This is a genomic window from Mycolicibacterium sp. HS_4_1 (genome assembly GCF_054515875.1).
This window is the reverse complement of the sequence record NZ_CM137261.1, coordinates 1,744,172-1,762,461: the sequence shown is the minus strand read 5'-3', so window position 1 is coordinate 1,762,461 and position 18,290 is coordinate 1,744,172. Positions and strand designations below refer to the sequence as shown.

At 68.5% G+C, this 18,290-nt stretch carries 13 protein-coding genes; 6 read left to right on the top strand and 7 right to left on the bottom strand.

Annotated features, from left to right (window positions below; genetic code table 11):
• Positions 1–35: 35 nt before the first annotated feature.
• Genes mbtD through ACX12F_RS08330 form a run of 4 tightly spaced genes read right to left on the bottom strand, consistent with a single transcriptional unit; the run spans position 36 to position 8,548 of the window.
• Positions 36–2,957 carry a mycobactin polyketide synthase MbtD gene (mbtD, locus tag ACX12F_RS08345; protein WP_459369131.1) on the bottom strand — a complete coding sequence of 974 codons (2,922 nt, stop codon included), beginning with the start codon at positions 2,955–2,957 and terminating at the stop codon, positions 36–38.
• Entirely contained in the window at positions 2,957–4,261 is a 1,305-nt protein-coding gene (locus ACX12F_RS08340) for a beta-ketoacyl [acyl carrier protein] synthase domain-containing protein (RefSeq protein ID WP_459369130.1), read from the bottom strand. The genes mbtD and ACX12F_RS08340 overlap by 1 nt, the downstream gene beginning before the upstream one ends.
• Positions 4,262–4,265: 4 nt before the next feature.
• A complete protein-coding gene (locus ACX12F_RS08335) occupies positions 4,266–5,024 on the bottom strand; it encodes a thioesterase II family protein (protein ID WP_459369129.1) in 759 nt (252 codons plus the stop codon).
• Positions 5,021–8,548, bottom strand: coding sequence for a non-ribosomal peptide synthetase (locus ACX12F_RS08330; protein ID WP_459369128.1), 3,528 nt, complete (start codon positions 8,546–8,548; stop codon positions 5,021–5,023). Before ACX12F_RS08330 ends, ACX12F_RS08335 begins: the two co-directional genes overlap by 4 nt.
• A gap of 104 nt (positions 8,549–8,652) precedes the next feature.
• Between ACX12F_RS08330 and ACX12F_RS08325 the strand changes: the two genes are divergently transcribed.
• From ACX12F_RS08325 to ACX12F_RS08315, 3 genes are read left to right on the top strand one after another with little or no spacing between them, the layout of a single operon-like run.
• Entirely contained in the window at positions 8,653–10,299 is a 1,647-nt protein-coding gene (locus ACX12F_RS08325; protein WP_459369127.1) for a (2,3-dihydroxybenzoyl)adenylate synthase, read from the top strand.
• Between the two features lie 50 nt (positions 10,300–10,349).
• Complete coding sequence (locus ACX12F_RS08320; protein ID WP_459369126.1) at positions 10,350–11,012, top strand: VC0807 family protein; 663 nt, start codon at positions 10,350–10,352, stop codon at positions 11,010–11,012.
• A gap of 43 nt (positions 11,013–11,055) precedes the next feature.
• On the top strand, positions 11,056–12,396 hold the full coding sequence (locus ACX12F_RS08315) for an acyltransferase family protein (protein WP_459369125.1): 1,341 nt from the start codon (positions 11,056–11,058) through the stop codon (positions 12,394–12,396).
• Here ACX12F_RS08315 and ACX12F_RS08310 read toward each other — a convergent pair.
• A complete protein-coding gene (locus ACX12F_RS08310; protein WP_459369124.1) occupies positions 12,383–12,955 on the bottom strand; it encodes a VldE C-terminal domain-containing protein in 573 nt (190 codons plus the stop codon). The two genes, ACX12F_RS08315 and ACX12F_RS08310, sit on opposite strands and share 14 nt — an antisense overlap.
• Positions 12,956–13,188: 233 nt before the next feature.
• Between ACX12F_RS08310 and ACX12F_RS08305 the strand changes: the two genes are divergently transcribed.
• Positions 13,189–13,677 carry a MarR family winged helix-turn-helix transcriptional regulator gene (locus ACX12F_RS08305; RefSeq protein ID WP_459369123.1) on the top strand — a complete coding sequence of 163 codons (489 nt, stop codon included), beginning with the start codon at positions 13,189–13,191 and terminating at the stop codon, positions 13,675–13,677.
• A gap of 1 nt (position 13,678) precedes the next feature.
• Here ACX12F_RS08305 and ACX12F_RS08300 read toward each other — a convergent pair whose 3' ends face one another.
• A complete protein-coding gene (locus ACX12F_RS08300) occupies positions 13,679–15,022 on the bottom strand; it encodes a salicylate synthase (RefSeq protein ID WP_459369122.1) in 1,344 nt (447 codons plus the stop codon).
• 94 nt (positions 15,023–15,116) lie between these two features.
• Positions 15,117–16,259: a radical SAM family heme chaperone HemW gene (hemW, locus tag ACX12F_RS08295; protein WP_459369121.1), complete on the bottom strand. Its 1,143-nt coding sequence runs from the start codon at positions 16,257–16,259 to the stop codon at positions 15,117–15,119.
• Positions 16,260–16,292: 33 nt separating this feature from the next.
• Here hemW and ACX12F_RS08290 point away from each other — a divergent pair, with 33 nt between their 5' ends.
• Both ACX12F_RS08290 and ACX12F_RS08285 read left to right on the top strand, forming a co-directional pair.
• Entirely contained in the window at positions 16,293–16,511 is a 219-nt protein-coding gene (locus tag ACX12F_RS08290) for an Ms4527A family Cys-rich leader peptide (protein WP_459369120.1), read from the top strand.
• Positions 16,512–16,621: 110 nt separating this feature from the next.
• Positions 16,622–18,286 carry a nitrite/sulfite reductase gene (locus ACX12F_RS08285; protein ID WP_459369119.1) on the top strand — a complete coding sequence of 555 codons (1,665 nt, stop codon included), beginning with the start codon at positions 16,622–16,624 and terminating at the stop codon, positions 18,284–18,286.
• The last annotated feature ends 4 nt before the right edge of the window (positions 18,287–18,290 follow it).

Here is an 18,290-nt window from a genome sequence, read left to right as displayed (position 1 = left end):
GCGTGCGCAGCTCCCGGATGTCGGTCTCGGTCACGCTAGCTCTCCACCTTTTCTGATCTATCGGTTAGCAAATCCACCAGTTCGATACCGGTGATGCCGCTGAGCAGTCCGGCCAGCGGCACGGACCGGCCGGTGCCCCGGCGCAGTCGCTTGCGCAGGTCCAGTGCCAGCAGCGAATCCAGGCCCAGGTCGAACAGGGCCGCGGTCAGGTCTATGCCGGCGGGGTCGCCCAGTTTGAGCACCACCGACAGTTCATGACGGACGACGTCTTCGGCGTCGGCGCCGCCTTCCACGGAGACCGGAACCTGCTGCGGTGCCGGCGATTCCGCGGCCACCGGAGCCGCGCCGAGCAGCGTCGCCAACCGCTCGGCATCGGCGCTGAAGATCAGCGGGGCGGGTGCGCGGGTGCCCAGGGCCGCCTCGATGGCGACGTCCGGGTCCATTTCACGCAGCCCGGCGCGCTCGATCCGCGCCACCTCCTCGGTACCGACGATGCCGCCACCCGGCCACAGCCCCCACCGCACGGCCACACAGTCGATCCCCTCGGCACGGAACTGCCCGGCCATCACATCCTGCATGCGGTTCACGGCCGCATAGGCGACATGGCCGAGCCCGCCCCATAGTCCGGACACCGATGAGCACACCAGGATTCGGGCATCGGATCGCAGCGGCCAGTGCTCGGCCAGCCGGGCCAGCCCGGCCACCTTGGCGGCCGCGGTGTCGATGAATTCGTCAGCGCCGACCGTCGAGTCGAACACCGCCGCGCCGGCGGCATGGACCACGAGCGTCGCACCGTCACCGGCATGGGCGGCCGCCGCGGCAGAAATCTGCTCGGACGACGTGATGTCGCATTGCACCGACACCACCTCTGTGCTCTGCGCGAACTCAGCCAATTGCTGCGCATCGGTACCGCTGCGGCTCACCAGCACGATGCGCCGGGCACCCGCGGCGGCGAGGGTCCGCGCGAAATGCAGCCCGACGGCGCCGTTGCCGCCGGTGACCACCACGTTGTCGAGGAGCCCGGGCGCCGGTGCTTCAGCGTCCGGCAGGGCCTGGAGACCGCGTCGGTACTGCCGCGAATCACGCAGCGCTACTTCGGTTCCCGTACCCAGCATGGTGTCGATGACGGCGGTCGCCGACGGGGCGTCGAGTTCCCAGGATGCCAGGTCGAGGTGGCGGAAAGACTGATCCGGATGGTCGAAACCGATGCTGCGGTGCATGGCGGCCAGCGCCGCCTGGGCCGGCAGCGCCACCGGCTCGTCGTCGCGCACGTGCTCGCCCCCGACGGTCACCAGCCACACATCGTTGCACTGCGGCCCAATGGCATTCGGGTAGTCGCACAGCCCACCGCGGATCAATTCGGCCATGTCCCTGATCGCCGCCTCGGTATCGGGGTGATCGAGCATCGGTGCGACGACGATCAGCAGATCAGCCTCGGCCGGCTCCACCAAGAGCGTGCCGAGATTGGCCCGCACCCCGTCGCGGAGGCGGTCGCCGAGCGCAGCGCGCGGTCCCGCGAGCTCCAGCACCGCGGCGCGCCGGATGATCAGAGGCACGGTCTCTTCCGGCTGCGGCTGCCAGTGTTCGGCAGCGACCGTGAGGGCCGTCACCGGCGGCAGTGGTTCCGGGGCGGCCCAGAGGTGCATCGCCGCCATCGGCGCATGTGGAAATCCGCGCAACATGGGTTGGTTCGGCTCGACGTGCCCGGCCCAGTCGTAGTCCGGGTCGGCCACGGCCACCGTGGCGATGTTGTCGGAGAGCACGTCGGCCAGCGCCTCGTCGCGGCGTCCCGAGCCGACGATCAGCGGTGCATCGGTGTCGGCGAGTGCGTGCAGCAACGCGGGATGCGCCGATATCTCGATGAATGCCTCGACGCCGCTGTCCCGCGTCGTCACGGCGGCCCGGTCGAACCGCACGGTGTTCCGCAGGTTGCGGTACCAGTAGTCACCGAACTCGGTACCCGCATCGACAGCCTGCCCGGTCACCGATCCGATGAACGGTACTGTCCCCGAACGGAACTCGGCCTCCGGCGCCCGGGTCGACAGGCTGGCCAGCAGTTGAGTCCGCAGCGGGTCCAGCGCACTGGTGTGGGCGGGGAAGCTCATGGCGATGACGCGCGCGAAGCGGCCGCGGGACTGCATGTCCGACACCAGGTCTGCGACGGAGCTCCGGTCCCCGGACACCACGACCGAGGCCGCCGAGTTGACCACCGACAATTCCATCCAGCCGGCGGCGGCCGAAACCGCTTGCTGTGCTTCGTCGATACTCACGCCCAGGCTCGCGGCGCCGAAGTCGCCGGCCAGGCCGTCCAATGCCCCGGCCCGAGCGATGACCACTGCGACCGCCTCGCCCAGCGTCATGGCACCGGCGACGTATGCCGCGGCGATTTCACCGAGGCTGTGGCCCAGCGTGCAATCGGGCGCGATGCCCAGTGCCTGCCAGACCGAGGTCAGCGCGACGGCATGCGTGAACTGCGCGCTCTGGCTGTGGATTTGGGCCCACTCCCGGTCGACGGGATCGACCAGGAAGTTCAGCGGTGAGTCGATCCCCGCGGCGTCGAACATCTCGGCACAGCGGTCGGCCGCGGCCCGGTACACCGGAAGCTGCCGATATGCGTCGGTACCCATCGACGGCCACTGGCCGCCGTTGCCCGGGAACACGAACGCCGTCCGGGGAGCCGCGGTCCGAGAGGAAACCGCCACCAGCGGGTGCTCCTCCCCCGCTGCCAGCGCCCGCAGTGCGGCTGCCAATTCGGTGGCGTCATGGGCGCGCACGACGGCCCGGAACCGGCGACGACGGCGCAGCCGCAACAGCGTCGCCGCCACCGCGCCGATGCCTATGGCGCCGATTCGATCCAGGTAGTCGGCGACACCGGTCGCCTCGGCCGCCAGCAATTCATGGGTATGGGCGCTGAGCAGGACGGGTACGCGACCGTCGGGAAAGTGCGACAGGCTCATCACGCCACGTCCTCCTCGGGCATCGCGACGATGACGTGTGCGTTGGTGCCGCTCATCCCGAAGGCCGAGACCGCGGCGAGACGCTCGCCGCCGCGCGCCGGCCACGGCGTGTGGTCGGTGGCGAGCGTCAGTCCCTGCGCACTCCAGTCGATTTCAGCACTCGCCTGCGCGGTGTGCAGGCTGGCCGGGATGGTGGCGTGCGCGGCCGCAACCAAAACCTTGGCCAGGCCGAGGGCGCCGGCGGCGGCCTGGCTGTGTCCGACGTTGGACTTCACCGAGCCGAGGACCGCGCCCTGCCCGGGTGCGGTGGCACCGTACGTCTGGGCCAGCGAGTTCAGCTCGGTCCGGTCGCCGAGTTTGGTGCCGGTGCCGTGCCCTTCGATCATCCCGATCTGGTCGGGCCGGGCGCCGGAGAGCTCGAGCGCGCGGCCGAACAGCCGCGCCTGGGCAGACCCGCTGGGCGCGGTCAGCCCGGTGCTGCGCCCGTCCTGGTTGAGGCAACTGGCCCGTACCTCCGCGAGCACGCGGTGGCCGTTGCGCTGCGCCGACGACTTTCGTTCGAGGACGAACATTCCGGCACCTTCGGCCCACACGGTGCCACTGGCCTGCGCGCTGTAGGGGCGGCAGTACCCGTCGTCCGAGAGAGCGTGCTGCTTCGCGAATTCGACGAAGTAGCCCGGCGACCCCATCACACACACCCCGCCGGCCAGGGCCATGCCGCAGTCGCCCGTCCGCAGGGCCTGCACTGCGGTGTGGAACGCCGTCAACGCCGACGAACACGACGTGTCGATGGTGAGTGCGGGCCCATCGAGCCCTAGTAGGTAGCCGATGCGCCCGGAGATCACGCCCAATGACGTCCCGGTGATCAGATGTCCGCTCAGGTCGGAGTATTCGGCGAGGTCGGGGCCATACCCGGTGCCGGAGGCGCCGATGTAACACCCCACGTCGTGGCCGGCCAGGTCGTCCGGGTTGATCCCCGCGTCCTCCAGCGCCCGCCACGTCACCCGCAGCGCGACCCGCTGCTGTGGGTCCATCGCCACGGCCTCGCGCGGCGAGATGCCGAAGAACGAGGGGTCGAACAGCGCTGCGCCGGAAAGGAATCCGCCGCGGTTGTGGATGCGTTTGAAACCGTCGCGGCGCGAGCCGGCGAGCAGGTCACACACCGGCCAGCCGCGGTCTTGCGGGAATGCGCCCAGCGCCTCCCGCCCGGAAGACAGCAGTTGCCAATAACTTTCGGCGTCGTCTACGTCTCCGGGGGCTTCAACCGCCATTCCGACGATGACCACCGGATCTTCGGCACCCATCGAGTCAGCGCGCACTGATCACGTCCGCGAGCGCGTCCAGGTGGTCGTTGAGGTAGAAGTGGCCGCCGTCGAACTCGGTCAGGGTGAAGGCGCCCGACGTGTGGTTCTCCCAGCGCCGCAGCATGTCCTGGTCGATGCGGTGGTCGTCGCGTCCACCGAGGGCGTGGATGTCGGCGGCGATGCGGCCACCGCCCAGGTACCGGTTGAGCGCCGCGTAGTCGGCGCCCACCGCCATCAGCAGCAGTTCCACGAAATCCGGGTCGGCCAGCAAGCGGGGGTCGGTGCCACCGAGATCGACCATCTCGGCCAGCATTTCGCGAGGATCGGTCGGCAGCGGCGGTGCGTCGACGACATCGCACGGCGCTTGGCCGGCTGACGCCCACACGCTGTGCACCGCAGCGCCGTGCTGTTCGGCGACCCGCGCGAACTCGAACGCCACCACCGCACCCATGCAGTGCCCGACGAGGCGGAGCGGGCCCGCGCCCGCCCAGTCACCTGCGGCGAAGAGGTCGACGGCCAGCTGCTCGACCGTCGGGTGCGGCGGATGCGCCAACCGATCGGCACGGCGCGGGTACTGCACGACGTAGGTGTCGACCCCCTTACCCGACAGCGTGGTTGCGAGGTCCCGGTAGGCCACGGCGGCACCGCCGGCATGTGGGAAGACGACGACCGCCCCGTTGTCAGCGGAGCCCGGGTAGCGCTTGATCCACGGCGCGAAGGCCCCCGTCATCTCAGTCCCGATGGCGGTGTTGATCTCGGTCATGAGACGACCGCCGGATCCAGCGCGGACAGCACGTCGTCGTGGTTCATCTGTGCAATCTCCAGGTAGAGCTCGGCAACCAATTCCAGCCGTCCGCTGCCGTTCTCGCGGCCGATGAGCCGCTGGGCCAGCGCCCGCACGGTGCGGGCGGCGAAGATGTCCGGTACGCCGACGGTCGGGGTGTCCAGCCACTTCCGGAGGCGCGCCACGGTGGCGGTCGCCAGCACCGAGTCACCACCGAGCTCGAAGAAGTCGTCGTGAACGCCGATGTCACCGGCAACCGTCAAGACATCCGAGACGATCGCTGCCAGCGCCCGCTCGAGAGTGGTTTCCGGGAGCGCCCGTCCGGCGCCTTCAGCTGTCTGAACGAGTGCCGCAAGTTGACCGGCCGCGGCCCGACGGTCGGTCTTGCCGCCGACGGTGAACGGAATCGCCGTAACCACCTGCATCTGCCGCGGAATCATGTGCGGCGGGACGAGTTCGGCCACAGCCGTGCCGATCTGCTCCACGGTGAGGTCCGGGTCTTCGACCGACACCAACGCTGCCAGTACGTCGTGGCCGCGATCGTGCCCGCAGACCACACCGGCCACCGCGGCCCGTACCCCGGGCACGCGCTGCAGCGCGGCTTCGACGTCACCGAGCTCGATGCGGTACCCGCTGATCTTCACGCGGTGATCGGCACGCCCGACGAACTCGAGCATCCCGTCCGGCCGATAGCGCGCCAGATCTCCTGAGCGGTACCAGGTTCGGCCCGCGTAGCGCACGAAGCGGTCGGCGGTCAGGTCCGGCCGGCCCCGGTAACCCGAGGCGATGCCCCGGCCGGTGAACCACAGTTCGCCGGCCACCCAGTCGGGGCAGTCCTGGCCGGCCTCGTTGACCACTCGGCAGGCGTTGTTGGTGAATGGCACGCCATAGGGCACCGCCGACCAGGCGTCCGGCAGCTCATCGACCTCGAAAATGTTTGCGTGGATCGCGGTTTCGGTAGCGCCACCGAGTCCGGCTACCTGAACCCCGGGCGCCTGCGCCTGCAGGTGCCGGACCATGGCGGTCCGGACCCAGTCGCCGCCGGTGAGCACCACCCGCACGGTGTCCAGACGCCCGGCACCCACCTCGACGAGCATCTCCAGCCAGCCCGGCAGGAAGTTGAGCACCGTCACGCCGTGCTCGGCGATGAGAGCGGCCCAGCGGTCGGGATCGCGGCGGTACGGCTCGTCGACCACGACGATGCTGCCGCCGGTGGCCAGGGTGGCGAACATGTCGAGCACCGACAGGTCGCATTCCAGGGTCGCGAGCGCCAGGCAACGGTCGGCGGGTCCGATGTCGAAGTGCCCGTAGAGGAATTCGACAGTGTTCATGGCCGCGTCGTGGGTGACCTCGACGCCCTTGGGCTCACCGGTGGAGCCGGAGGTGAACAGCACATAGGCCAGGTCGTGCGGATCGGTGGCCGCGGGCACGAACGGCCCCTGCGCGCGACGCCCGATGCGCAGCGCCTCGGTCACGGTGAGCGACGGCTTCCACGACGGCGCCAGATCACCTGCCTTCCCGTCGCTGCGCTCGCCCCCGCTGCAGTACAACGCCATTCGGACGCCGCCGGTGGCAAGGATCTTCTCGGTACGGTCGGCTGGCTGGTCGACCCCGATGGGCAGGTAGACGCCGCCCGCAGCGAGGATGGCGAGCAGGGCGATGATCTGCTCGGCGCCCTTGGGCCCGAGCACCGCAATGGTGTCTCCGGGGGCGATGCCGGCGATCTGCAGCGCGGACGCCACGGCCGAAACTTCCTCGGCCAGTTCGGCATACGTCCACTGGCGGGCTTCGCTGATCATCGCCGTGGCGGCCGGCCGGGCGGCAGCCGAGGAGAAGAAGCCGGTGTGCAACGCCGCGCCACTGGGCGCCGCGGTACGGCTGTTGGCCGCGTCGCGGACCGCGCGCTGCGTTGCGGACAGCGGTTCCTGGGTGGGCGCCTCCCACGCGGTGTCATCGGTGGCCAGCCGCTCCAGCTCGGCGATGTGCCGCGCGAACATCGCGTCGATGACGCCCTGTGGGAACGCGTCCTCGCGCACATCCCAGTTGACCAGGACACCGCCGTTGAATTCGGTCACCTGGGCGTCCAGCATCACTTGCGGCCCTTGAGAGTTGATCCACACCGGGGCGCCAAAGGTCTCGATCACTGCCGCACCGAACAACTCGCCGAGGCCGAGGGCACTGGTGAACACCACGGGCGCAAGCACCTGCGTCCCGCGGTGTCGGCTGAGGTCCCTGAGGACCTCCAGCCCGGAGTACCCGGAATGTGCTGCGGCACTGCGGAATGCCCCCTGCAGCACGGCGGACCGCTGGGTTGCGGTGGCCGCGTCGGTCAAGTCGACGTCGAGCAGCAGCGACGACGTGAAGTCCCCCACCAGGCGGTCGACGTCGGCGTGGCGTTGTTCGCGCCCGAACAGTGGCACGTTCAACAGGAAGCGCTGGCCGGCCGACCAGCAGGCGAGGGCGTCGGAGAACGACGCGGCCAGGGCCATCGCCGGCGTGATGCCGCGCCGGCGTGCGGCGGCGTACAGCGCGTCGCGCACCTCGGGGGCCAGCCAGTGCCAGCGCCGGGTGGTGTGCCGCGGGTCGTTCTGCTCGGCGGTCGGTACCAGCGGCAGGCGCGGCGGATCAGGCAGCTCGGGGAGCCGGTCGCCCCACCACCGCCGATCGGCTTCTGCCTTGGAGTCGGGCTGCGCCGCTGACTGCGCCACGGCCAAGCGGTATTCGCGGTACGTGTAGGCCAGCGGAGCCAGTCCGACACCGCAGTACAGCGCCGCGAGATCAGCCATGAGGGTGCGGTAGCTCATGGCGTCGGCAGCCTGCATATCCAGGTCGACGTGCAGACGGGTGGCTCCGTCCGGAAGCAGAGTCAGGCTCAGTTCAAAAACCTGGCCGGCCAATTGCTGGTGTGCCTTACGGCGTTGGGTCTGCGCCAGTTGCGCTGCGATCTGGTCGGCAGGCAGGTGCCGCAGGTCGGTGACGGTCACCGGGAAGTCGCCGTCGAGCTCGGCGATGCGCTGGGTGCCGTCAGGCAGGAACTCGACCCGCAGCATGGGATGCCGTGCCGCCAATGTCGTTGCCGCAGCGGTCAATCGCTGCGCGTCGACCCCACGGCCGTCGAACTCGACATAGAGGTGTCCGGCGACGCCGCCCAGTTGCTGGTCGTCTTCCCGGCCGATCCACATGGCGTGCTGCATCGGGGCCAGGCCGAACGGCTGGTCATGGTCGGCGCCCCACGCTGAATCAGCTTGCGCTACCACCAAATCCGTGCGCTGCAGACCCCCCGCCGCGGACAGTAGTGCGGACCAGGCCGTAATGGTCGGCTCGGCGGCCAGGGCCGCGAAGTCGATGTCGATGCCCTGCTTTCGCCAGCGCCCGGCCAACGACATCATGCGGATCGAGTCCAGCCCCTGACCGATCAAGTCGGCGCCTGGATCCAGGGAGTCGGCACGGACACCGAGCAGTTCGGCAACTTCCTCGCGGATGGCCTCCGAATTCACTGCCACGACGCCCACAAAATCCTCCCAAATACCTAAAGACAGGCTGTCCTAATTTTGATTAGGCTACCCTATATTGCCGCTGCCTCCATGCCTACCCCGAGGGACCCGCCGTGACGCGCACCACTGCCTCCACCGAGGCCACCCAACATTTGCTGGATGGTTTCATACCGGTTCCGGACGACCGCGCTGAGCACTACCGGCGAGCGGGCTACTGGGCTGGAAAACCGCTGTACAGCCCGCTTTCCGACGGTGCACGGCAGTGGCCGGACCGCGTCGCCGTCATCGATCCGTCTGCGTCCTACACGTTTGCCCAACTCGATCAGCTGGCCTCTGAGGCGGCCGCCGGATTCGCCGCGCTGGGGATCGGAGTCGGCGACCGGGTGCTGCTGCAATTGCCCAACACCGCCAACTTCCCCATCGCCCTGTTCGGGCTACTGCGCATCGGCGCCGTACCCGTCATGTGCCTGCCCGCCCACCGCCGCGCCGAACTCGGCCATTTCGCGGCGGTCAGCGGCGCAGTCGCCCTCGTCATCGCCGACCGGTTCGGCGGTTTCGACTATCGCGACATGGCCCGCGAGCTGGTCACCGAGCACCCGAGCCTCCGGCACGTGATCGTCGACGGCGAGGCCGATGAATTCATCAGTTGGACTTCGCTTTTCGGAAGAGCTCCGGTACCGGCGCCGACAGTCGACACTGCCGAACCCGCGCTGCTGCTGGTGTCGGGCGGCACAACGGGCGCGCCGAAGCTCATCCCCCGCACCCACGACGACTACTACTACAACGCCACCGCCAGCGCCGAGCTCTGCGAAATGACCAGTGCGGATGTGTATCTGACGGTGCTGCCGGCGGCACACAACTTCCCACTGTCCTGCCCGGGAATGCTCGGCGCGCTGTCCGTCGGCGCGGCCACCGTGTTCACCACCGACCCCAGCCCCGAGTCCGCGTTCGCGACGATCGCCCGGCACGGCGTCACCGTCTGCGCATTGGTGCCCGCGCTGGCCAGCCTCTGGACGCAGGCCTGCGATTGGGAAACGCAGCGCCCCACCACGTTGCGACTGCTCCAGGTCGGCGGCGCCAAGCTGTCCGCACCCGACGCTGCGGCGGTCCGCGCCGCGCTGACCCCCGGCCTGCAACAGGTTTTCGGCATGGCCGAGGGGCTCATCAACTACACCCGCCCCGGCGACGACCCAGAACTGCTCGACCACACGCAAGGGGCACCGCTGTGCCCCGACGATGAGCTGCGCGTCGTCGACGACGACGGTGCCGACGTGCCACCGGGCGGCGAAGGCGAGCTTCTGGTGCGTGGGCCGTACACCCTGGGCGGCTACTACCGGGCGCCGTCCGACAACGAACGGTCGTTCAGCCCCGATGGCTTCTACCGTAGTGGGGATCGGGTGCGGCGCCGGGCCGACGGCTATCTCGAGGTCACCGGACGCATCAAGGACGTCATCCATCGTGGCGGCGAGACCATCTCGGCGCTCGACCTCGAGGAGCACTTGCTCACGCACCCGGCGATCCAGGCTGCGGCTGCGGTCCCGCTACCCGACCCGTATCTTGGCGAAAAAATCTGTGCTGTGGTCGTTTTCGGCGGACCAGCGGTCAGCCTCAGCGATCTCAACGCCTACCTCGACGGCCGCGGGGTCGCGGTGCACAGCCGCCCTGACACCCTCGTCGCGCAGCCGTCACTGCCGGTGACCGCGGTCGGCAAGGTCGACAAGAAAACCATCGCGCGCGCGATTGCCGCCACCATGACCTGACCAGCACATCCCTCGCGAGCAGACGCAAAAAAATAAGGAGCCTGTCCTCAATGTCAGATACCCCGAAGACCCTGCGCGAGTACATCGTCAACACGGCGATCAACACCGTGCCCCCGCTGGTCGCGTACTACGTGCTGCGCATGTTCGACTTCGAGCCGTACCTGGCGCTGGTCGGAGCGATCATCACCGCGGCTCTGCAGGGCGCGCTGACCATGGTGCGCAAGCGGCAGGTCGAGCCCGCGAACGTCGTGGTGATCATCGGCGCCGCGTGCTCGCTCACCATCGCGCTCACCACCAAGAACCCGCGCATTGTCCAAGCGCTCGAGCTCGTCCCGATGTCCCTACTGGTCTGGTCATTCGCCATCAGCGGACTGCTGCGCAAGCCGAATTCGAAGAAGGTCGCCGGCGTCATCTCCCCCGCGCTCGCCGAGACGGCTCTGCCCGACCGCGGCTGGACCGAGCAGAGCATCCAGGACTGGCACCGGCTGCACACGCAGATGTGCGTCGGGCTCGGGCTGCTCTGCGGTTTCTATCCCGTGTTCGCCCTCTACATGATCTTCAACTACCCGGTGGATTTCTCACAGTTCGTCATCGTCGCGACCGGCCCAACCCTCGTGGTGCTCTGCATCGTGTTCGCGGTGGCCCGCATTCGCCGGTTCATCGACCGGCACGACGTTGCCGCCGCCGCGGTGATCCGCACGGGCTCTGAGTAGTCACACTCATCCGCGCCGCCCGGCGCTCGGGCATCATCAGCTCATGGCGAGACTCCTGCCCGACTTCCGGACCGTGATCGACCGCACCGCGCCCGACCGCGACCGCAGCATCGATGTGGCACGGCTCGGTGCGCTGCTCGTGGTGATGTTCGGTCACTGCGCGCTGCTGCTCGCCACGATCACCGCTGATGGTGTCCAGATCGGCAACACCTTGGGTGCGCTTCCCAGCCTGGAACCGGCCACCTGGGTACTTCAGGTGATGCCGTTGTTCTTCTTTGCCGGAGCCGCCGCCGGCGTGCACAGTTGGCGAGACGGAAAACCCTGGGGCACATGGCTTTTCACCCGCGCGCAGCGGTTGTGCCGGCCTGCGCTGTGGTACCTGGGTGCCTGGACCGTCGCCTTGATCGCGGTGCGGTTCACCATGGGTGCCGAATCCGCGGCCGCGCTGGGCAACGAGGCGGTGGCACTGCTCTGGTTCCTAGGTACCTATCTGATCGTGCTGGCATTCGTCCCCGCAATGGCCCGGTTGCAGTCGGGACGATCTGCCGCGCTGGTGGTCGCTGCCCTGCTCGCGGTGGCGGCGCTCGGCGACTGGGCCCGGATCAGCACGCACACGTTGGCGGCCGGCGCGGCGAATCTGATTGTGGTCTGGTTGATCCCGATGGTCATCGGTGCGGTCTACGCGCACCGATTCGTCGCCGCTGGCACGGCCCTCATCGTGGCCGCCGGCACGCTCGCCCTCCAGGTGCTGGTTGTCGAACTCGGCCCGTACGACGTGTCACTGGTGGTCACCGGTGCCGAACGCATGTCCAACGTAACCCCGCCTACGCTGTTGCTCGCCCTGCAGTGCATCTGGATGCCGAGCCTGTTCATCGCCTGCTCCGGCGCTGTCCGCCGGTGGGCGCAGCGCCCCCGGGTCTGGTACCTGATCGTGGTGGGCAACAGCGGGGCCATGACGCTGTATCTGTGGCACATTGCGGCCATCGCGATCGCGACGTTCGGCCTGCATGCGGCAAACCTCGATGCCTACGATCCTGCGGCCCCCTACTTCTGGCGCAACATCGCGATCCGGGCGCTGGTCTTCGCGGTGGTGATGACGGCCATGTTCCTGCTGCTGTCGCCGCTCGAGCACAACCCGTTGTGGTGGTGGGATGCCCGCGTCCGGGCGACAGGACGCGCGTCGACCCTGGCAGGTGTGCTGGTCTGCGCTGCCGGGGCGGCGCTATTGCTGATGGCCAAGTACGGGCTGGGCACCGAATCGGGCTGGATGCTGTTGGCGCTCTTCATCGTTACGCTCGTCGGTGCCCGGATCAGCGCGGGACGACCGCCGGCACGCCACGACGTCGCCGAGAACGGCTCCGCCCCCGGGCTCAGTGCGCGCTGACGAACGTCACGGTCGGTGTCGGTGCACCCTCGACGAGCGTCGGCCCTGACGCGGACATGACGTAGGCCTCGCCACCCGTCGGATAGCCGCCGCCATTGGTCGAGATGTGCACGTGGGTGTAGCGATTGGCGTCCGGGCCCCCGTAGTCCGGCATCCGGTGCGCGGAACCGTCCGGGAAATACATCACCTGGCGCCAGATCACGTGGTTCAGATCGAACCGCTGCGCGTTGGCCAGTATGTAGGTCAGGATGCGGTCCCCGAGCGCCTTGCCTGCGGACGACCCGTAGTCGGGCACCATGATGTCCAGCGCCAGGCCTTCGGGATGCCAGCGCAGCGCGTCCGGGCGGACCCCGATCATGGTGTGGATTTCCGGGAACGTCGCGCTGATGGCCCGTTCCGCGAGGACGGTGTCGACCTGCAGGCCGCGCTCGGCCGCGATACCCACCGGCAAAGCGATGGTGCGCGCCATGGCGCGCGAACTCTCGGCCGCCTCGGCGACGATCAGCGATCCCGAGTGCGCAGCGGTGGGCTCGGCCAGCACGACCTGCGCGCAGCACACATCCGCCTCCGCGGCCGCGGTGATCGGGTGGGGTCGCGGTGCCCGCGGCAAGAAACGCCGCGGCCGGCATCACCAGCGCCGCCACCGCCACCGACCAGCGGTGCCGGGTGCGCGTCGCGCCAGCTAATCCGAGCTTGTCCACCGGTGCACCATACCCCGCAGGTCACCGTTTGGTAACGGCTTCATAATTGACAGGCGGGCAAATTATACTTGCCCACTGAGGAGGTGACACGGTGACAGCATGGTCGAGAAGTACCGGCGAGCCGTCGGTCGACGCCATCGCCGATGCCCTCGTCACCGCATCGCGCCTGCTCCTGGATATCACCGCCCGCTCGGTTGCCGTTGTGGACGACACGTTGACGGTCCCCCAGCTTCGGGTTCTGGTGATCCTGTCGTCGCGCGGAGCGACCAATCTGACCACGCTGGCCGGTCAACTCGACGTACAGCCGTCGACCATCGGCCGAATGGCCGAGCGCCTGGTCACCGCCGGCCTGATCGACCGGCGTCCCCACCCGAGTTCCCGCCGCGAGATCGTCGTCGAACTGACTCGCCGGGGACGCGCTGTGGTCGACACCGTCGCCGCACGCCGTCGCGCCGAGATCGCCCGGGTCATCGAGACCATGCCGGCCCGCGAACGCCAGGGCATGGTCCGCGCGCTGCACGCATTCACCGAGGCCGGTGGCGAACCGCCCGCCGATACCCCCGCCGGGCTGGACTTCTAGGTCAGCTGCGGGGCACCAGATACGGCGCGAGCGTCGTCAGCTTCTCGCACGTCTCCTCGAACTCACGTTCCGGCGTCGACTCGGCGATGATCCCGGCGCCGGCCCGCAGCCACGTGTGGCCGTCCGCCTCATAGGCCGACCGCAGCGTCAGGGCCGCGTCCATGCCGCCGTCGGCGCTGAACATCACGACCGCGCCCGAGTACAGGCCACGCGGTGACTCGTCGAGTCGCATGATCGCTTCGACACTCTCGGCCTTGGGGATTCCGGAGGCGGTCACCGCCGGGAAGAGCGCCTCCAGCGCATGCATCCGGGTCATCTGTTCCGACAGTTGCCCGGACACGGTCGAACCGAGGTGCTGAACGCTGCCGCGCTCGCGTACCGTCATGAAATCGCTGACGACGGTGGTGCCGGCCTTGGCCACCTCGGCTATCTCCTCCTGCGAACTGCGCACCGAAATCGCATGCTCGACAATCTCTTTCGAGTTCGATTCCAAGTCCTCGCGGGCCGCGCGGTCGTGATCCGGGCCGCGGCCGAAGGCCCGGGTCCCGGCCAGCGGTTCGGTGATCACGGCACCGTCGGCACGTACCGCGGCCACCAGCTCCGGACTGAAGCCCAGTGCGCGAATCCCGCCCAGCCGCAACAGGAATGACCGTACCGGGGTGTTGTTCGCCCGGCCCACGCGGTATGTCGCGGGGAAGTCGACCGCGAACGGCACCTCGAATCGGCGCGACAGGATCACCTTCTGGTAGTCGCCGGCAACGATCTCGGCGACTGCCGCGGCCACCCGCGCCGGGTAGTCACTGCCGTCGACACTCACGTCGACGGCACGGGTGGCCCCGGCTGCTGGAATCGGCTGCTGCAGCAGCCGATTGAGAGTCTCGACGACGACGTCCCCGTCGCCTGACACGCGCACCTCACCGCCGGTGACGGCCACCTGGGTCTGCGCGCTGAAGACCCGCGCCAGCGGCGTGCCCGCCGGGAGACGTTGTTGCAGCCCGAACCGGTACGCGCCGAATTCGAAAGCGACCCAACCGAACAGCCGGTCGGTCTCCAGGAGTAGCCGATCGACGGCGTCGCCGAGAACCTCTCCGGGCCGGCCGCTCCACAGCTGGCGAGTGACCGCGCCGCCGGCGCCGACGATCCGCAACTCGTCACAGTCGAGTTCGATGGCGGTGCGCACTCCGATGGCCAGCACCCACTCGCCCGAATGCTCGTAACCGACGTAGTCGGCGCCGGAGCGCTCCGGTAGTTCGGCTGCCAGTTGCGCGATCAGATCGGCCGGGGAGACATCGGCGGGCAAGGCAATTCGCGTCACCGACGCCGCGTCTAGAGCTTCAGCAGTCACAAAAGTTAATTTAGCCTAACCTCACCCAAAAAACATCGCCCGCCCTGTGATTCATGCCCCAGCGCCTGCTTTTGCTTCCGCCCTCGCGACAGCTTCAGTCCAGGACTGTGCGCACCACGGCGTCGGCCAACAAGCGACCGGGATCGGTCAACACCAGACGGTCGTCGGTGACCGCCACGAGGCCGTCGGCCACCGCATCCTGCGCCCGATCCCGCTCAGCGGGGGTGAGCACCGCCACCGGCAAACCGGAACGCAGCCGCAACCGCAACATGACGTCCTCGACATGCCGGGTGGCGTCGTCCAATTCCTCGAAGTCCGCGACCGGCAGCTGGCCATCGGCCAGCGCCTCGGCATAAGCGTTGGGGTGCTTGACATTCCACCACCGTCGGGTCCCGACGAACCCATGCGCGCCGGGTCCGGCGCCCCACCACTGGCCGCCGTCCCAGTAGCCCAGGTTGTGCCGGCATTCGCCCCCGGGGCGGCTCCAGTTCGACACCTCGTACCAGTCCAGCCCGGCTTGGCTGAGGTGCGCGTCCAGCAGCTCGTAGCGGGCGGCGAGCACGTCGTCGTCGGGCGCGAGGATCTCGCCGCGCCGCACCCGCCGGGCGAGAGCGGTGCCGTCCTCCACGATCAGCGCATAGGCCGATACATGGTCGACACCGGCGTCGATGGCCGCATCCGCGGAACGGCGCAGATCGTCGTCGGACTCCCCCGGCGTGCCGTAGATGAGGTCGAGGTTGACGTGCGCGAACCCGGCTGCCAGGGCTTCCCGCGCCGCAGCCGGGGCGCGGCCCGCGGAATGGGTCCGGTCCAGTGCCGCCAGCACGTGTGGCGCCGTGGACTGCATGCCCAGGGAGACCCGGGTGTAGCCCGCCTCCAGCAACTCGGTGAAGAACCGGGGCGACGTCGACTCCGGATTGGATTCGGTGGTGACCTCGGCGCCGGGATCGAGGCGGAAATTTGCCCGCACCGCGTCGAGCACCGCGCGGAGCCCGGAGCCACCCAGCAGCGAGGGCGTGCCGCCGCCGACGAACACCGTGTCGACCGGCAGGTCCACCTGGGCACCGGCCACCGACAACTCGGTGCGCAGCGCGGCCAGCCAGCCCTCCGGATTGGCTCCGCCCAGCTCACCGGCGGTATAGGTGTTGAAATCGCAGTATCCGCAGCGGGTCGCGCAGAACGGCACGTGGATATAGATGCCGAACGGCCCGGTGCGGCTGGTGTCGGCATCTGTCATCAGACAAGTGTCGCACCGCGCGACCGGCTGGTTATGTCCGCAGCCCGGCAGCCAGCGGACCTGGGCGAGCGGAAGCGACGGGATAGTTTTTTGTTCGCGCTGATTCCGAATCTGGCCCAGTTAGGCCGAATGCCCTGTTCGTGGCAGAATGGCCGGGTGTCCGCCAGCCTCAACCGCACCCTCGGTTCCGCATTGGTAATGCGGCGGCATGTCGACTTCAAGCGCGTATGCAGCTGTTGCTGTCTGCCTTGATGCCGCAGATCTGACCTCAGAATCTTCAGCTGGCACAGGATCGGCAGTGCCGGACAGCCCCGGTGTACGCGTGATCCGACGCCTGCTCTTGTGCGAAGGAAACCACCCCCGTGACAACAGCAAAACCCGCCAAGACCCGCGACGAAGGCCAGTGGGCGCTGGGCAATCGTGAGCCGCTGAATGCCAATGAGGTGTTCAAGCTGGAAGACGACGCGCTGAACGTGCGGCAACGCATCATCGACGTCCATTCCAAGCAGGGTTTCGAGTCCATCAGCAAGGACGATCTGCGTGGGCGCTACCGCTGGATGGGTCTGTACACCCAGCGCGAACAGGGCTATGACGGCACCTTCACCGGCGACGACAACGCCGACATGCTCGAGGCCCCGTATTTCATGATGCGGGTGCGATGCGACGGCGGCGCCCTCACCAGTGCGGCGCTGCGGACCATCGGCGAGATTTCGACCGAATTTGCGCAGGACAGCGCCGACATCACCGACCGCGAAAATATCCAGTACCACTGGATCCGGGTCGAGGACGTGCCGGAGATCTGGCGTCGCCTCGAATCCGTCGGCCTGCAGACCACCGAGGCCTGCGGCGACTGCCCGCGTGTGGTGCTGGGTGGGCCGCTGTCCGGTGAGTCCCTCACCGAGGTGCTCGACCCCAGCTGGGCCGTCGACGAAATCGTCAGCCGCTACATCGGCAACCCCGAGTTCTCCAACCTGCCCCGCAAGTACAAGACCGCCATCTCGGGTCTGCAGGACGTCGCCCACGAGATCAACGACATCGCGTTCATCGGCGTCAACCACCCCGAGCACGGCCCCGGTCTGGACATCTGGGTGGGCGGTGGGCTGTCCACCAACCCGATGCTCGCCCAGCGCCTCGGCGCCTGGGTGCCGCTGGCCGAGGTGCCGGACGTCTGGGAAGCCATCACCAAGGTCTTCCGCGACTACGGCTACCGCCGCCTGCGCTCCAAGGCCCGCCTGAAGTTCCTGATCAAGGACTGGGGCGTAGAAAAATTCCGGGACGTTCTCGAACAGGAATACCTCGGCCGCAAGCTCATCGACGGTCCCGCCCCGGAGCAGGTCCCCCACACCATCGACCACGTCGGCGTGCAGAAGCTCAAGAACGGCCTCAACGCCGTCGGCGTCGCGGCCATCGCCGGCCGCTCCTCGGGCACCATCTTGACCAAGGTCGCCGACCTGGCCGAGGCCGCGGGCTCGGACCGGATCCGGCTGACGCCGTACCAGAAGCTGATCATCCTCGACGTGCCCGACGACAAGGTCGAAGAACTGATCGCCGGCCTGGACGCCCTGGGCCTGCAGACCCGGCCGTCGCACTGGCGCAAGAACCTGATGGCCTGCACCGGCATCGAGTACTGCAAGCTGTCGTTCGCCGAGACCCGCGTCCGGGCCCAGACGCTGGTGCCCGAACTCGAGCAGCGACTGGCCGACCTGAACGCCGAACTGGATGTCCCGGTCACCATCAACCTCAACGGCTGCCCGAACTCGTGCGCGCGCATCCAGATCGCCGACATCGGCTTCAAGGGGCAGATGATCGATGATGGCAACGGTCCCGAGGAGGGCTTCCAGGTGCATCTGGGCGGCAGCCTGGGCCTGGACAGCGGTTTCGGCCGCAAGCTGCGTCAGCACAAGGTGCTGGCCACCGAGCTCGGCGACTACATCGACCGTGTTGTCCGCAACTTCGTGAAACAACGCGAGGCCGGCGAGCGTTTCGCCCAGTGGGCCATTCGGGCCGACGAAGCTGATTTGAGGTGAACCT

What these genes read in the sequence shown, in the direction of transcription:
- mbtD (WP_459369131.1), bottom strand. Translation starts at nt 2,957, where the DNA reads ATGAGCCTGTCGCACTTTCCCGACGGTCGCGTACCCGTCCTGCTCAGC.
- ACX12F_RS08340 (WP_459369130.1), bottom strand. Translation starts at nt 4,261, where the DNA reads ATGGGTGCCGAAGATCCGGTGGTCATCGTCGGAATGGCGGTTGAAGCC.
- ACX12F_RS08335 (WP_459369129.1), bottom strand. Translation starts at nt 5,024, where the DNA reads ATGACCGAGATCAACACCGCCATCGGGACTGAGATGACGGGGGCCTTC.
- ACX12F_RS08320 (WP_459369126.1), top strand. Translation starts at nt 10,350, where the DNA reads ATGTCAGATACCCCGAAGACCCTGCGCGAGTACATCGTCAACACGGCG.
- ACX12F_RS08315 (WP_459369125.1), top strand. Translation starts at nt 11,056, where the DNA reads ATGGCGAGACTCCTGCCCGACTTCCGGACCGTGATCGACCGCACCGCG.
- hemW (WP_459369121.1), bottom strand. Translation starts at nt 16,259, where the DNA reads ATGACAGATGCCGACACCAGCCGCACCGGGCCGTTCGGCATCTATATC.
- ACX12F_RS08290 (WP_459369120.1), top strand. Translation starts at nt 16,293, where the DNA reads ATGTCCGCAGCCCGGCAGCCAGCGGACCTGGGCGAGCGGAAGCGACGG.